Below are 14,780 nucleotides of genomic sequence, written 5' to 3' on the forward strand. Positions count from 1 at the left end.
TCCCCCGCCACGCCCGCCTACCCCAACCGGGCTCAGCCGGGGCTGCGGGCGGTCACCGCGGTGGCGTCCAGGTCCTCGTCGTGCCGTACGGCCGGCACCAGCCCGACCGCGCGGAGCGCCGCGCAGAGCGCATCCGCCTGCCCGGCGCTGACCTCCACCGCCAGGTGTCCACCGGGTGCCAGCCACCGGACCGCGCCAGCGGCCACCCGGCGCAGGACGGCCAACCCGTCCGGCCCACCGTCGAGCGCCACCGGGGCCTCGTGCAGCCGCGCCTCGGCGGGCATCAGGGCCACCTCGGCCGTCGGCACGTACGGGGCGTTGGCGACCACCAGATCCAGCCGACCCCGCCAGTGCGACGGCAGCGGTGCGAACAGGTCACCCTCGAACACCTCGGCGGCCAGCCCGGCGAGGTTGCGGCGGGCGCACGCCACGGCCGCCGGGTCGATGTCGGCGGCGGCCAGCCAGCGGGGCGCGAGCCGGTGCGCCAGCGCCACCGTGGTGGCCCCGGAGCCGCAGCAGAGGTCGACCACGGCCGGCGCCGGGCCGGTCACCGCGGCCGCCGCCTCGACCAGCAGGGCGGTCCGGCCGCGCGGCACGAAGACGCCTGCGGCGACGGCGATCCGCCGGCCGCAGAACTCCGCCCAGCCAAGCAGGTGCTCCAGCGGTTCGCCGGCCACCCGGCGGTCGGTCAGGGCGGCCAACTTCGCCGGGGTGTCGGCGGCGGCCAGTAGCAGGTCGGCCTCGTCCTCGGCGTAGACGCAGCCGGCGGTGCGCAGCCGGTGCACGAGGGCGGGTCGGTCGGTGGAAAACGGTGGTGCCATGGGAAACCTCCGGGAAACGCTCGCCGGCGCTCCCGCGGCCGCTATCGCGGCGGGCACACGCGAGGAAGCGCCGGTCCTCTGGGCTGGCGGATCGGACTCACCTCCTCCGGTCGGGGCCCACTGTGGCGGGCCGCCGACACGATAACTCAGACCGGCCCGGCGGCGTCCAGCGCGGCCGCGATGTCGGCCACCAGGTCGGCCGTGTCCTCCGCCCCGCAGGAGAACCGGACAAAGCCGGGGGAGGTGTCGTCGCCCCACTGCGCCCGCCGGTCGGCGGTGGTGTGCAGGCCACCGAAGGAGGTGGCCGCCGCCACCAGCCGGGCGGCGTTGATGAAGCGGCCCACCCGGTCGGCGTCGCCCAGGTCGAACGAGAGCACCCCGGGTATCCGGCGCATCTGCGCCGAGGCCACCGGGTACGCGGGGTCGTCCGGCCGCCCCGGCCAGCGCAGGCCGGTCACGTCCGACCGACCGGCGAGCAGGTCGGCGACGGCGGCGGCGTTCGCGCTCTGCCGGGCCAGCCGCAGGTCGAGGGTGGCCAGCGACCGGTGGGCCAGCCAGGCGTCGAACGCGCCCGGGACCGCCCCGGTGGTGGAGCGCCAGACCGTCATCGCCTCGATCAGCTCGGCGGACCGGCTGGCCAGGTAGCCCAGCAGCAGGTCGGAGTGGCCGGTGAGCGCCTTGGTGCCCGAGGCGACCACCAGGTCGGCGCCGAGGTCCAGCGGGCGCTGGCCGAGCGGGGTGGCGGTGGTGTTGTCCACCGCGAGCAGGGCGCCGGCAGCGTGCGCGCGCTCGGCCAGGGCGGTCACGTCGACCACGTCCAGGCCCGGGTTGGCCGGCGTCTCCACCAGCACCAGGCGGACGCCCTCCAGCGACGGGTACGGCCCGACGGTCGGGACGAAGAGCACCCGGACACCCATCGTCTCCAGCACGCCGGTGGCGAACGCCCGGACCGAGAAGTATCCGTCGCTGGGCAGCAGCACGGTGTCCCCCGGGCGCAACAGGGTGAGCAGCATCCCGGTGATGGCGGCCTGACCGGTGGAGAAGACCAGGCAGTCACCGCCCTCCAGCTCGCCCACGGCCGCCTCCAGCAGCCGCCGGGTCGGGTTGTCGGGGCGGCCGTAGCCGTTCGGCGAGCCGGCCGGGCCCTCCCACGGGTCGAGGTGGTACGGCGCGGCGAAGACCGGCCCCGGCAGGAACGGGTCCCCCGGTGCCGGTTCGGGCAGCCCGGCGCGTACGCAGCGGGTGCCGTCTCCCAGATCGCTCATCGAATCCTCACTCGTACGACTCGGGCTTGGCTGTCCGGCTCATCAAGTTCTCCACGGCGAGACGCGGGTCCATCCCCTCGTGACAGATCCGCTCGACGTGCTCGGTGATCGGCATCTCGACCCCGTGTGCCCGCGCCAGGTCACGGATCGCCAGGCAGCTCTTCACGCCTTCGGCGGTCTGCCGGGTGGCGGCCTGGGCCTGCTCCAGCGTCTCGCCCCGGCCCAGGTGCTCCCCGAAGGTGCGGTTGCGGGCCAGCGGGGACGAGCAGGAGGCGACCAGGTCGCCCATGCCCGCCAGGCCCGCGAAGGTGATCGGGTCGGCGCCGAGCGCCACGCCCAGGCGGGCCGTCTCGGCCAGCCCGCGGGTCATCAACATGGCCCGGGTGTTGTCGCCGAACCCCATCGCGGTGGCGATGCCGTACGACAGGGCGATCACGTTCTTGACCGCGCCGCCCAGCTCGCAGCCGATCACGTCGTCGTTGGTGTACGGGCGCAGGTACGGCGTCCGGATCGACGCCTGCACGAGCGCGGTGCGGTGGCCGTTCGTTCCGGCGACCACCGTGGCGGCCGGCTGCTCGGCGGCGATCTCCGGGGCCAGGTTCGGGCCGGAGACCACCACCACGCGGTCCGCGGCCACCCCGGCGGTCTCCACGATGACCTCGCTCATCCGCTTGGTGGTGCCGAGCTCGATGCCCTTCATCAGCGACACCAGGGTGGCGTCCGGGTGCAGGTACCCGGCCCACTCGGCGAGGTTGCCGCGCAGGGTCTGCGACGGCACGGCCAGCACCACCACCTCGGCACCGGTGATCGCCTCGGCGGCGTCGGTGGTGGCCGTGACCCGGGCCGGCAGCAGCAGGTCCGGCAGGTACTCAGGGTTGCGGCGCTCGCTGCGGATGCTCTCGGCCACCGGCGCCCGGCGGGCCCACACCGTGACGTCCCGCCCGGCATCGGCGAGGATCTTGGCGAACGCGGTGCCCCAGGAGCCGGCGCCGAGCACCGCGACATGGCCGTGTCCGACGGTTCGCCCGCTGCGCTCGCTCACGCGGCACCACCCTGCTGCTGGCGCTCGGCGGACGGCCGGGCCGGTCGTTCCCACAACGGCGGCGGGGTACCGCCGCGGATCTCGGCGAGCATGTCCCGCAGCCGCAGCATGATGGCTTCCGTCATCTCCTCGAGGGTGGCCCGGGTCGGTGGGGCGTCCGCCCACCGGCTCAGGTCGATCGGTTCACCGGCGACCACGGTCACCGGTATCCGTGGGCGCAGGCTGAGCCGGGTGGTCCGCGGGTCGAAGATCTTCTCCGGCCCCCACATCACCAACGGCACCACGGGCGCGCCGGTGGCCAGCGCCAGCCGGGCGGCGCCGGTCTTGGCCTTCATCGGCCACAGGTCCGGTTGCCGGGTGGTGGTGCCCTCCGGGTAGATCACCACGGCGCCGCCCTCGTCGAGCGCGGCGACCGAGGTCTCCAGCGAGCGGACCGCGTCGACGGTGCCCCGCTCGACCGGGATCTGCCGGCACCTGTGCAGGATCCAGCCGACCACCGGCACCCGGAACACGCTGGCCTTGCCCAGGTACTGCGGCCACCGCCCGGAGTCGTAGACGAAGTGCGCGGAGACCAGCGGGTCGGCGTGCGAGATGTGGTTCGCCACGATGATCACGCCGCCGTCTCCGCCGAGGTGCTCCAGGCCGCGCCAGGTACGCCGGGTCCAGACGATCATCACCGGCTTGACCAGCGCCACGGCGAACCGTTGCCAGAACCCCAGCCTCCGCCGTGCCACTGTGCCTCCTCGTCGCGCCCCGACCCCGCCGCGGAACCCCGCCCGCGACACCCGCAGCGGAAATCATGCCTGCTCGCCCCCGGTACGGCCAGAGAGGGTCCCAGCGGCCGGCTGGCAGGATTGCGGGCGTGAGTCAGCCGAGGTGGGCCGTGGTGGTGCCGGTGAAGCGTCTGGCCGCCGCCAAGAGCCGGCTGCGGGGCGGGCTGCCCGGCGTACCGCACGAGGAGCTGGCGCTGGCACTGGCGGCCGACACGCTCCGCGCGGTGCTGGCCTGCCCGGCGGTCGCCGAGGCCCTGGTGGTGACCGACGACCCCCGGGTGGCGGCGGCGGCCCGGGCCGCCGGCGCACGGGTGCTCCCCGACAAGCCGGACGCCGGCCTGAACGCCGCCTTCCGACACGGCGCGGCGGGCGCGACCACCGGGTGGGTGGCCGGGCTCACGGCCGACCTGCCGGCGCTGCGCCCGGCCGAGCTGGCCGCTGCGCTGCTCGCGGCGCGGACCGGCCCGGCCGGGGTGCGCCGGTTCGTGCCGGACGCCCCGGGCGGCGGCACGGTGCTGCTCGCCGCGCCGCCAGGTGTCCCCCTGGACCCGCGGTTCGGGGTGGGGTCGGCGGCGGCGCACGCGGCGAGCGGAGCGCTCCCGCTGACCGGCGACTGGCCCAGCCTCCGCCGGGACGTGGACACCGCCGCGGACCTGACCGCCGCCGCCCAGCTCGGGCTGGGGCCGCACACCGCCGCGCTGACCGACGCGGGCTCCCCGGCGCACTCCGCGGGCTGACCCGCCCGGTGTACGGTGCCAGCATGCAAGGCACGGTGGCCAGCTACGACGCGGCGACGCGCAGCGGGGTCCTGCTGCTCGACGACGGCACCGAGATGCGCTTCCCGGCTCGGGCCTTCGACGCCTCCGGGCTGCGGCTGCTCCGGCTCGGCCAGCGGGTCCGCATCGACACCGATCCCGACGGCGAGGTCGTCCGGGTGACATTGCCGACGATGAACTGAGCTGGCGAAGCCAAGTTCATTTTGCGTTAACCAGAATCGGGTGATTATGAGCGGGTGAGCACCCCTCGCGAGCACCCGGCCAGCCCGCCCACCACCGACCCCCTCAACGGCGTCCGCACGCGCGGCGCCGACGGCCGCTTCCGCCCGTCCAGGGCCGAGAGGGCTGGCGCCGCCCGCGCCGACGCGCTCGACACCGACCCGGCCGCCGCCTCCTCCGGCCTGGACGAGGTCATCGACCCCGCCGCCGAGCCGACCGAGACGGACGGGCCGGAGGCCGGTGGGGTACGGCCGTACGGACCGCAGGCCGGCGGCGAGCCGGACGACGAGCCGCCGGCGCCCACGCCGCTGCCGGAGGACCGGTTCCTCAACCGCGAGCTCTCCTGGCTCGACTTCAACGCCCGGGTCCTCACGCTCGCCGAGGACCAGCGCACCCCGCTGCTGGAGCGGGCCAAGTTCCTGGCCATCTTCGCCAGCAACCTCGACGAGTTCTACATGGTGCGGATCGCCGGTCTGAAGCGGCGGCTCTCCGCCGGCCTGCCGGTACGCGGCGGGGACCGGCTGCCCCTGCGTACCCAGCTGGATCTGATCTCCGAGCGGACCGCCGAGCTGGTGGCCCGGCACGCCGCCTGCTTCGGCGACGACGTGCTGCCCAAACTGGCCGGCGAGGGCATCCGCATCCTGCGCTGGAATGAGCTGGGCGACCCTGAACGGGAGCGGCTGCGCACCTACTTCCGGGAGCAGATCTTCCCGGTGCTGACGCCACTCGCGGTGGATCCGGCGCACCCGTTCCCGTACATCTCCGGGCGGTCGCTGAACCTGGCGGTCGCGGTCCGCGACCCGGACGGCGGTTCGGAACTGTTCGCCCGGGTGAAGGTGCCCAACAACGTCCCCCGCTTCGTACGGGTGGACCGGGAGCAGCCCGGTGTGCGGATGCTGCCGGTGGAGGACCTGATCTCGGTGCACCTGGGGCAGCTGTTCAGCGGCATGCAGGTGGTCGAGTGCCACCTGTTCCGGGTCACCCGCAACGCCGAGGTGGAGGTCGACGAGGACCGCGACGAGGACCTCCTACAGGCTCTGGAGCGGGAGTTGGCCCGGCGCCGCTTCGGCCCGCCGGTCCGGCTGGAGGTGGCCGCGTCGATCTCCGACCACATGCTGGAGCTGCTCGTCCGGGAGTTGGACATGGACGACCAGGACGTGCTGCGAGTGCCCGGCCTGCTCGACCTCTCCGCGCTGTGGCAGGTCTACGGCGAAGCCGACCGACCCGATCTCAAGGACCCGCCGTTCGTGCCGGCCACCCACCCCCGGCTCACCGAGGGCGAGGTGCCGCGCAGCGTCTTCGCCACCCTGCGGGACGGGGACATCCTGGTGCACCACCCGTACCACTCGTTCGCCACCAGCGTGCAGCGCTTCATCGAGCAGGCCGCCGCCGACCCGAACGTGCTGGCCATCAAGCAGACCCTCTACCGGACCAGCGGAGACTCCCCGATCGTCGACGCGCTGGTCGACGCGGCCGCCGCCGGCAAGCAGGTGGTGGTGCTGGTGGAGGTGAAGGCCCGCTTCGACGAGGTCGCCAACATCGGCTGGGCCCGCACGCTGGAACGCGCCGGGTGCCACGTGGTGTACGGCCTGGTCGGCCTGAAGACGCACTGCAAGACCGCGCTGGTGGTCCGGCAGGAGGGCAACCAGATCCGCCGGTACTGCCACATCGGCACCGGCAACTACCACCCGAAGACCGCCCGTCTGTACGAGGACTTCGGCATGCTCACCGCCGACCCGGAGATCGGTGCCGACCTCACCGACCTGTTCAACGTGCTCACCGGCTACAGCCGGCAGACCGCGTACCGGCGGCTGCTGGTCGCGCCGCAGGGCATCCGCAGCGGCCTGATCGAGCGGATCGAGCGGGAGATCTCGCACGTCCGACTGGGCATGCCGGGCCTGGTCCAGTTCAAGGTCAACTCGCTGGTCGACGAGGGGGTGACCGACGCGCTGTACCGGGCCTCCCAGGCTGGTGTGCACGTCGACCTGCTCATCCGGGGCATGTGCACGCTGCGCCCGGGGGTGCCGGGGCTGTCGGAGAACATCCGGGTCCGCTCGATCCTTGGCCGTTTCCTGGAGCACTCCCGGGTCTTCCGGTTCGGCAACAACGGCGAGGCCGAGTTCTGGATGGGCTCGGCGGACCTGATGCACCGCAACCTGGATCGGCGGGTGGAGGCGCTGGTGCAGGTGAGCGACCCGGTCGCCCGAGCCGAGCTGGACCACGTGCTGGCCCTGGCGATGGGCCCCGACGTGGACGCGTTCGAGCTGGCCGGCGACGGCCGCTGGACCCGGCGCACCGGCGACGACGTGGCCCGCGTCCATCTCCAGGAACTGCTGCTGCGCCGCGTCGGTGGCACCGCCGGCTGACCGGGTAGCGACATAGGGTGAGCTGATGGTGGAGGAGGAGCAGAAGTACGAGGTGGACGACGCCTACGTGCTGCCGGACCTGTCCGCCACGTCGCCGGACGGTGGCCGGGTCCGGGCGCTGCCGCCGGTGACGCTGGTCGCCCGCTACCTCGACACGGTCGACCTGCGGCTGGCCCGCGCCGGGGCCTCGTTGCGCCACCGCCGGGGCGACGAGCTGCCCTGGACGGTGAAGCTGCCCACGTCGACGCCCGGCGTCCGGCACGAGATCTCGCGGCCGGGGCCGGTCAAGCAGCCGCCGCCGGAGTTGGTGGAGCTGGTCACCGCCCTGCACCGGGGCGCGCCGCTGGCGCCGGTGACGGTGGTGCGGACCGTTCGGCACGCCCACGAGGTGTGCGACAAGGGCGGCACGGTGCTCGCCGAGGTGGTGGACGACCACGTGACCGTGCTCGACGACTCCGGCGCCACGATCGGCTCCTTTCGGGAGTTGGAGGTGGAGCGCAAGGCCGGCGACCGGAAGTTGCTGGACCACGTCGGCACGGTGCTGCGGAAGGCCGGTGCGCGGGGCGGGTCGTTCATCCCGAAACACGTGCGGGCGTTGGGCGCGGTGGCGCGGGCCGAGCCGGATCTGGTCGCACCGGCCGGGCTGAGGGCCGACCCGAGCGCCGGTGACGTGGTGACCGAGGCGGTCCGCAAGGAGGTCCGCCGGCTGCTGGCGCATGACCCGCTGGTCCGGCTGGGCGTCCCCGGCCGCGGGGGCGACAGCGCGGTGCATCAGATGCGGGTTGCCTGCCGGCGGCTCCGCAGCGACCTGCGCACCTTCGCGCCGCTGGTCCGCAAGAAGTGGTCCCGCCCGCTGCGTGCCGAGCTTCGCTGGCTGGCCGGGGTGCTCGGCGCGGCCCGCGACGCCGAGGTGCTGCGCGACCGGCTGCGGCGCACGGCGGCCGCCGATCCGCTCAGCCCGCTCGACCCGGGGGCGGTGGACCGGCTGGACGAGGCGCTCGCCGAGCGGCAGCGGCAGGCGCTCGCCGCCGTCAATGAGGCGCTGCGCTCCGCGCGCTATCTGGCCCTGGTGGACGCCCTGGTACTGGCCGCCAACGCTCCCCGGCTCACCAGCCGGGCGGCCGCCCCGGCGACGCGGGTCCTGCTCGGGCTGGTGGCCCGCCCCTGGCAGCGGCTCACCGGGCCGGACGGCGTCGACGCGCTCGACCCGCTGGCGCCCGACGACCGCTGGCACGCCGTACGCAAGGAGGGCAAGCAGGCCCGGTACGCGGTCAACGCGGTGGCCCCGGCGCTCAGCAAGGCCGCGCGCCGACTGTCCCGCGCGCTCGCCGGGGTGCAGGACGTGCTCGGCGAGCACCAGGACGCCGCCGTTGCGGCGGACACCTGGCTGGCCATCGCCGCCGAGCGGCCGGAGGATCACGAGATGGCGGTCACCGCCGGGCGGCTGGCCGAGCGGGAACGCGCCACCGTACGCCAGATGCGGGGCCGTTTCCCGGCGGCCTGGCACCGGGCCACCCGGCGGCGGCGGACCAGTTGGCTGCCGTGACCGGCATCCGGGCGGCCGGCGGGGTCGTCTGGCGGCCGTCCGCCGATGGCGCACAGGTCTGCCTGGTGCACCGCCCGCGCTACGGGGACTGGACGCTGCCGAAGGGCAAGTTGGAGCCGGGCGAGCATCCGCTGGTCGCGGCGGTCCGCGAAGTCGCCGAGGAGTCCGACGTCCGGGGTGTGCCGCAGGTGCGCCTGCCGTCGGTGCGCTACCGCAGCGAGGGCCAGCCGAAGCTGGTCGACTACTGGTCGATGCTCGCGGTGGGCACCGGCGGTTTCCAGCCCGGCACCGAAGTGGACGACACGCGCTGGCTCGCCGTGGACGACGCCATCCGGCTGGTCAGCTATCCGCACGACGCCGAGGTGCTGGCCGCGTTCGCCGCACTGCCACCGGTGACCGGGACGATCGCGTTGGTCCGGCACGCGCACGCCGGCAAACGGACTACCTGGACCGGCCCGGACACCGGCCGGCCGCTGGACGCCGAGGGGTGGGCCCAGGCGAACGCGCTGGCCGGGCTGGTGGCCGTGGTCCGACCGGCCCGGCTGCTCTCGGCCTCGCCGCGCCGCTGTGTGCAGACCCTGGACCCGGCCGCCGCGCTGCTCGACCTGCCGATCGAGATCTGTGGTGACCTGGACGAGCCACAGCCGGGCCAGCAGCACGACGAACAGGTCCTCGCCACCGCCGCCCGGCTGCTCGAGTTGGCCGGTGCCGGCGGGCAGGTGGCGGTGTGCAGCCAGGGCAAGGTGCTGCCGGGCGCGTTGGAACGGCTGACCGGCCGCGACGACGAGGACTTCACCACGCCGAAGGGCGGCGGGTGGCTGCTCGCCTTCACCGCCGACCGGCTGCTCGCCGCCGACCGCCTGTAGCCCCCGCCGACCGCCTGTAGCCCCCGTCGGCCCCGGGCGTCGTGGAGCGGGTCAGCGGGGCGGGAGGGTGAGGGTGACCGCGACCGGCAGGTGATCGCTGGCCGTGCCGCGCGGCGCGACCGGATCGGTGGGCGTCAGGCCGGGCGAGACGAAGACGTGGTCGATCTGCTCGCGCGGGTCGTCGGCCGGGCTGGTCGCCAGCGGTCGGGCGGCCGCCAACGCGTCGACCAGACCGGCCTCGGTGAACTGTCCGAACGCCTCGTCGCCCGGCTCCGTGTTCAGGTCACCGGCCACCACCAGCGGCCGGCCGGCCGCGTACCGGGTGGCGAAGTCGGCGACCGCGCGGGCCTGGACCACCGGGCCCTGGTCGGGCGGCGGTTGCAGGTGGGTGCTGACCACGGCGGTACGGACACCGTCGCCGAGGTCCAGGGTGACGGCGAGGGCCTGCGCCCCGGTGGGCGCCCCGACGGCGGGCAGCGGCAGGGTCCGCGGATCGGTCGCCGGCCAGCGGCTGAGCACCGCGTCGCCCCAGAGGGGGTCGGCGGCCGGCCCGAAGACGTACGGCATGCCGAGCCGGTCGGCCAGCAGGTCCAGGGTGTCGTGGCCACCGTTGAGCAGCCAGCCCCGGTCCACCTCGCTGAGCAGCACCACGTCGGGCGCCTGCCGTTGGACCGCGTCGGCCAGCCCGTCCAGGTCGAGACGGCCGTCCAACCCGAAGCCCATCCGGATGTTGTACGCCACCACGGTCAGCCGCTCGGGCGGACCGTCCCGGTTGCCGGCCACCGGCACATCGTCGGCGAGCAGCGGCGCCAGCAGGGCCACGGCGGCGACCACGGCCGTGGTCCGCACCGGCGGCAACGGTGCCGGTGCCGTACTGCCGACGGGACCGGCGGCGAGGGCCACGACGGCGACCAGTCCGGCGACCACCACCGGCACCGCGCCGTTGGGGTAGCCGAGGTCGTAGGCGGAGTAGTACCCGACGGCGCCCAGCACGAAGACGAGCATGCCGGCGGCGACCGCGTACCCCCGGCGGCCCGCCCACCGCGCGCTGCCTGTCGCGCCGGCCGGCGGCCCGGCACCAGCGGCGGCCTCGGGGCGACCGGCATCGCCGATTCCGCCGGCCTCGTCGGCACTCCCGGTCGCGCCGGAAGTGTCGGTGCCGCCGGCAGTGTCGGTGGGTCCGGCCGGGTCGGCGGCTCCGGCCGTGTCGGTGAGGGCCAGGCAGGCGCCGAGACCGACGGCGGCGAGCAGGACGGCCGGGACGAGCAGGTCGCCCCGGTCGAGGGCGAACAGCAGCGCGCCGGCCAGCAACGCCGCCGGCCCCAGCACGCGGCCCCACCGCCGAGGCGGGCCGGTCAACGCGGCCAGCAGGAATCCGGTGACGGCCACCGGCACCGGGGCCAACCCGAGCAGCGGCGAGCGGGCCAGGCCGTCCTCGGCGACCAGGTACGAGGTTCCGGTCCGGGCCAGCGCCGGGGCGAGCGCCACCATCCCGGCCAGCAGCAGTGCCGGCCCGGCCAGCAGCCAGGCCCGGGCGCCGCCGGGGCCGGCCGGCGCGGTGGGCAGCGCCGTGCCGAGCAGGAACAGCGTCACCGCGACGGCGCTGAGCAACCAGGCCAGCCAGTCGCCCCGCCAGACCAGGTCGTGGGTGTCCAGCAACGCGTGTACGGCCGCGTTGACCGCCAGCCCCAGCGCCAGCCCCGGCACCGGCCGGTCGGTGCTGGCGGCGGCGCCGACGAGCCAGACCAGCCCGGCGAGCAGCCCGGCGGTGGCCAACCAGAGCTGCGGACGCCCGCCGGGAGTGGCGGTGAGCGCAAGCCGGGCGGCAGCCAGCACAACGGCCGCGACGACGGTGACCGGGCGGACGCCCACGCGGCGGATCAGCGCCGGTGCGGCCAGCGCGAGCACGAACCAGCCCAGGGCGAACGCGCCCATCAGCTCGGCCGGAGTGGACGCGGCCTGGCCGAAGATGGTGATGATGCCGGGCAGCCAGACCCGCAGCACGTCGATGAACAGGATGACGCCCAGCGCGAGCGATCCGGTGGTCAGCAGGCGGTAGCGCACCGGCGCCCTCTTCCCGTCGACGGGCCGGCGGAGGGGGCCGGCACGGCGATTCTGCGCGTGCCGGCCGGCCCGGTCAACGGGTCGGTGACGGCGAAAGGGCGTCCACCCTACGGGTGGACGCCCTTTCGTGACGGTCGATCAGCGCTTGCTGGCCGCCTTCTTAGCCGGAGCCTTCTTCGCCGGGGCCTTCTTGGCCGCCGCGCTCTTGCTCGCCGCCGCGGTGGTCTTCTTCGCCGCGGTGGATCTGGTCGCCGCGGTGGTCTTCTTCGCCGCGGCGGTCTTCTTGCTGGCGGCCGTCTTGGTCGCCGTGGTGCTCTTGGTCGCCTTGGCCGGGGCGGTCTTCTTGCTGGCGGCCGTCTTGGTCGCCGTGGCGGTCTTGGTCGCCTTGGCCGGGGCGGTCTTCTTGGTGGCCGCCTTGGCTGCGGTGGCCTTGGTGCCCGCTGCCTTGGTGCCTGCCGCCTTGGTGCCCGCCGCCTTGGTGCCGGCGGCCTTGGTTGTGGTGGTGGCGGTCTTCTTCGCCGCCGCCGCGGCCTTCGGCACCTTGCCGCTGGCCACCATCTCCTTGAACCCAGCGCCGGGGCGGAAGGTCGGCACGGACGTCTTCTTGACCTTCACCGCCTCGCCGGTACGCGGGTTGCGCGCTGTTCGCGCGCCACGCACACGCTTTTCGAATGCTCCGAATCCGGTGATCGCCACCTTCTCGCCCTTGGTAACCGCCGCCTGGACCTCGGTGAGGACCGCCTCGAGGGCGTTCGTCGCCGTCTTCCGGTCCCCCAGGCGAACGGCGAGCGCCTCGATGAGCTCGGCCTTGTTCACGACTTCCTCCCGATTGTGCAACTGACTCGACGCGAGCCATTCTGCGCGCACGGTATGCCCTGTGCTGCCGGGACACAAACATTCGGTAGAAAAAAGCCCTTGTGTCGTAACGGATTCACCCCCACCGGTTGGCCCGATGGGGGTGGAATCCAGTGTGCGGTCGGGGCGTACGGCTATGCCACCGAGGGCAGGAACGGCAGTCGGCCTGTCTCGTAGGCGTCGATGTCGGCGGCGTGCCGAAGGGTGAGTCCAATGTCGTCCAGGCCCTCCAGCAACCGCCACCTGCTGAAGTCGTCCAGTGGGAATGACCAGGTGAGATCGCCGGCCCGGAGCTGACGGGCGGTCAGGTCGACGGTGATCTGGGTGCTCGGATCCGCCTCGATCAGGCCCCACAACTCTTCGACGGCTTTCAATTCCAACTCGACCGGTAGCAGACCCTCCTTGAGTGCGTTGCCGCGGAAGATGTCGCCGAAGCGCGGGGCCACCACCGCGCGGAAGCCCCAGTCCCGCAAGGCCCAGACGGCGTGCTCACGGGAGGAGCCGGTGCCGAACTCCGGGCCGGCGATGAGGATCGACGCTCCGGAATACGTTTGATCGTTGAGAACGAATGCCGGATCTTCCCGCCAAGCGCTGAACAGCCCGTCGGCGAAACCGGTCCGGGTCACCCGCTTGAGGTACACGGCCGGGATGATCTGGTCGGTGTCCACGTTGGAGCGGCGCAGCGGCACGGCCGTCCCGGTGTGGGTGGTGAACGACTCCATCGGTCGGGTCCCTTCTACAGGTCGGCGGGGGCGGCCAGCCGGCCAACCACGGCGGTGGCGGCGGCGACCGGCGGGGAAACCAGGTGGGTACGCCCACCCCGGCCCTGACGGCCCTCGAAGTTGCGGTTGGAGGTGGAGGCGGACCGCTCGCCCGGCTTCAGCGTGTCGGGGTTCATCCCCAGGCACATCGAGCAGCCGGCGAACCGCCACTCGGCGCCGGCGTCGGCGAAGACCTTGTCCAGCCCCTCGGCCTCAGCGGCCTCCCGCACGGCGGCGGAGCCGGGTACCACGAGCATCCGGACCCCGTCGGCGACCCTGTGGCCGCGCAGCACGTCGGCGGCGGCCCGCAGGTCCTCCAGCCGGCCGTTGGTACAGGAACCCACGAAGACCACGTCAATGGGCAGCTCGCGCAACGGGACGCCGGGACGCAGGTCCATGTACTCCAGCGCGCGGCGGGCCGCGGCGCGCTCCGAGTCGGTGGCGAACTCCGCCGGGTCCGGCACCGGCGCGCTCAGCGGCGCGCCCTGCCCGGGGTTGGTGCCCCAGGTGACGAACGGGGTGATCTGGCTGGCGTCCAGGGTCACCTCGGCGTCGAAGCGCGCGCCCTCGTCGGTGGGCAGCGTCCGCCACCACGCCACCGCGGCGTCCCAGTCCGCGCCCTGCGGCGCGTTCGGCCGACCCTTGAGGTACGCGAAGGTGGTCTCGTCCGGCGCGATCATGCCGGCCTTGGCGCCCCACTCGATGGACATGTTGGCGATCGTCATCCGCCCCTCCATGGAGAGCGAGCGGATGGCCTCACCGCGGTACTCGACGATGTGCCCGCGACCGCCGCCGGTGCCGACCTGCGTGATCAGCGCGAGCACCAGGTCCTTGGCGGTGACCCCGGGGGCGAGTCGGCCGGTGACGTTCACGGCCATGGTCTTCGGCCGGCTCTGCGGCAGCGTCTGGGTGGCCAGCACGTGCTCCACCTCGCTCGTGCCGATGCCGAAGGCGAGCGCGCCGAACGCGCCGTGGGTGGCGGTGTGCGAATCGCCGCAGACGATCGTCAGGCCCGGCTGGGTGAGCCCGAGCTGCGGGCCGATCACGTGCACGATGCCCTGGTTGTCGTCGCCGAGCGGGTGCAGCCGCACGCCGAACTCGGCGCAGTTGCGGCGCAGCGTCTCGATCTGCGTACGCGACGTGGGGTCCGCGATGGTGAGCAGGTCACCACGGCGGAGCCGGAACGCCGGATCGGCGTACCCGGTCGGGGTGTTGTGGTCCTCGGTCGCGAGCGTCAGGTCGGTACGGCGCACCCGGCGCCCGGCGAGCCGCAGCCCGTCGAACGCCTGCGGGCTGGTCACCTCGTGCAGCAGGTGCAGGTCGATGAAGAGCAGGTCCGGCTCACCAGCGGCGGACCGTACGACGTGCGCGTCCCAGACCTTCTCGGCCAGGGTCCTCGGCTCAGGAGTGACTCCCACCATCTGGA

Annotated in this window: 13 protein-coding genes; 5 read left to right on the top strand and 8 right to left on the bottom strand. The window is 74.1% G+C overall.

Annotation, left to right across the window (positions count from 1 at the left end; translation table 11 throughout):
- Window positions 1-32: 32 nt before the first annotated feature.
- The 4 genes from ABZV00_RS15155 to ABZV00_RS15170 form a co-directional block, all read right to left on the bottom strand.
- The gene (locus ABZV00_RS15155) at window positions 33-821 is read right to left on the bottom strand and encodes a putative protein N(5)-glutamine methyltransferase (RefSeq protein ID WP_355606050.1); all 789 of its coding nucleotides are present in this window, start codon (window positions 819-821) and stop codon (window positions 33-35) included.
- Window positions 822-967: 146 nt separating this feature from the next.
- On the bottom strand, window positions 968-2,086 hold the full coding sequence (locus ABZV00_RS15160) for a cystathionine gamma-lyase (RefSeq protein ID WP_355606053.1): 1,119 nt from the start codon (window positions 2,084-2,086) through the stop codon (window positions 968-970).
- A gap of 7 nt (window positions 2,087-2,093) precedes the next feature.
- A complete protein-coding gene (locus tag ABZV00_RS15165) occupies window positions 2,094-3,128 on the bottom strand; it encodes an NAD(P)H-dependent glycerol-3-phosphate dehydrogenase (RefSeq protein WP_328424451.1) in 1,035 nt (344 codons plus the stop codon).
- Window positions 3,125-3,862, bottom strand: a complete 738-nt coding sequence (locus ABZV00_RS15170; protein ID WP_328424449.1) for a lysophospholipid acyltransferase family protein — start codon at window positions 3,860-3,862, stop codon at window positions 3,125-3,127. The genes ABZV00_RS15165 and ABZV00_RS15170 overlap by 4 nt, the downstream gene beginning before the upstream one ends.
- A gap of 128 nt (window positions 3,863-3,990) precedes the next feature.
- On the opposite strand from ABZV00_RS15170, the gene cofC reads away from it, so the two are divergent.
- From cofC to ABZV00_RS15195, 5 genes are read left to right on the top strand one after another with little or no spacing between them, the layout of a single operon-like run.
- Window positions 3,991-4,638, top strand: a complete 648-nt coding sequence (cofC, locus tag ABZV00_RS15175) for a 2-phospho-L-lactate guanylyltransferase (RefSeq protein WP_355606057.1) — start codon at window positions 3,991-3,993, stop codon at window positions 4,636-4,638.
- 23 nt (window positions 4,639-4,661) lie between these two features.
- Window positions 4,662-4,859 (top strand): cold-shock protein, encoded by a 198-nt coding sequence (locus ABZV00_RS15180; protein ID WP_328424445.1) that lies wholly within the window; start codon window positions 4,662-4,664, stop codon window positions 4,857-4,859.
- A 54-nt stretch (window positions 4,860-4,913) separates the two neighbouring features.
- Complete coding sequence (locus ABZV00_RS15185; RefSeq protein WP_355606060.1) at window positions 4,914-7,262, top strand: RNA degradosome polyphosphate kinase; 2,349 nt, start codon at window positions 4,914-4,916, stop codon at window positions 7,260-7,262.
- Window positions 7,263-7,287: 25 nt separating this feature from the next.
- Entirely contained in the window at window positions 7,288-8,808 is a 1,521-nt protein-coding gene (locus ABZV00_RS15190) for a CYTH and CHAD domain-containing protein (protein WP_355606063.1), read from the top strand.
- Entirely contained in the window at window positions 8,796-9,674 is an 879-nt protein-coding gene (locus tag ABZV00_RS15195) for an NUDIX hydrolase (RefSeq protein WP_355606065.1), read from the top strand. The genes ABZV00_RS15190 and ABZV00_RS15195 overlap by 13 nt, the downstream gene beginning before the upstream one ends.
- Window positions 9,675-9,725: 51 nt before the next feature.
- Here ABZV00_RS15195 and ABZV00_RS15200 read toward each other — a convergent pair whose 3' ends face one another.
- The 4 genes from ABZV00_RS15200 to leuC form a co-directional block, all read right to left on the bottom strand.
- Entirely contained in the window at window positions 9,726-11,738 is a 2,013-nt protein-coding gene (locus ABZV00_RS15200; RefSeq protein WP_355606068.1) for an endonuclease/exonuclease/phosphatase family protein, read from the bottom strand.
- A 138-nt stretch (window positions 11,739-11,876) separates the two neighbouring features.
- On the bottom strand, window positions 11,877-12,554 hold the full coding sequence (locus ABZV00_RS15205; protein ID WP_355606071.1) for an HU family DNA-binding protein: 678 nt from the start codon (window positions 12,552-12,554) through the stop codon (window positions 11,877-11,879).
- A gap of 173 nt (window positions 12,555-12,727) precedes the next feature.
- The gene (gene leuD, locus ABZV00_RS15210; protein ID WP_328424433.1) at window positions 12,728-13,315 is read right to left on the bottom strand and encodes a 3-isopropylmalate dehydratase small subunit; all 588 of its coding nucleotides are present in this window, start codon (window positions 13,313-13,315) and stop codon (window positions 12,728-12,730) included.
- A 14-nt stretch (window positions 13,316-13,329) separates the two neighbouring features.
- Window positions 13,330-14,775, bottom strand: a complete 1,446-nt coding sequence (leuC, locus tag ABZV00_RS15215) for a 3-isopropylmalate dehydratase large subunit (protein WP_355606074.1) — start codon at window positions 14,773-14,775, stop codon at window positions 13,330-13,332.
- Between the last annotated feature and the right edge of the window lie 5 nt (window positions 14,776-14,780).

This window comes from Micromonospora sp. NPDC005173, assembly GCF_040608515.1.
Classification (GTDB): domain Bacteria; phylum Actinomycetota; class Actinomycetes; order Mycobacteriales; family Micromonosporaceae; genus Micromonospora.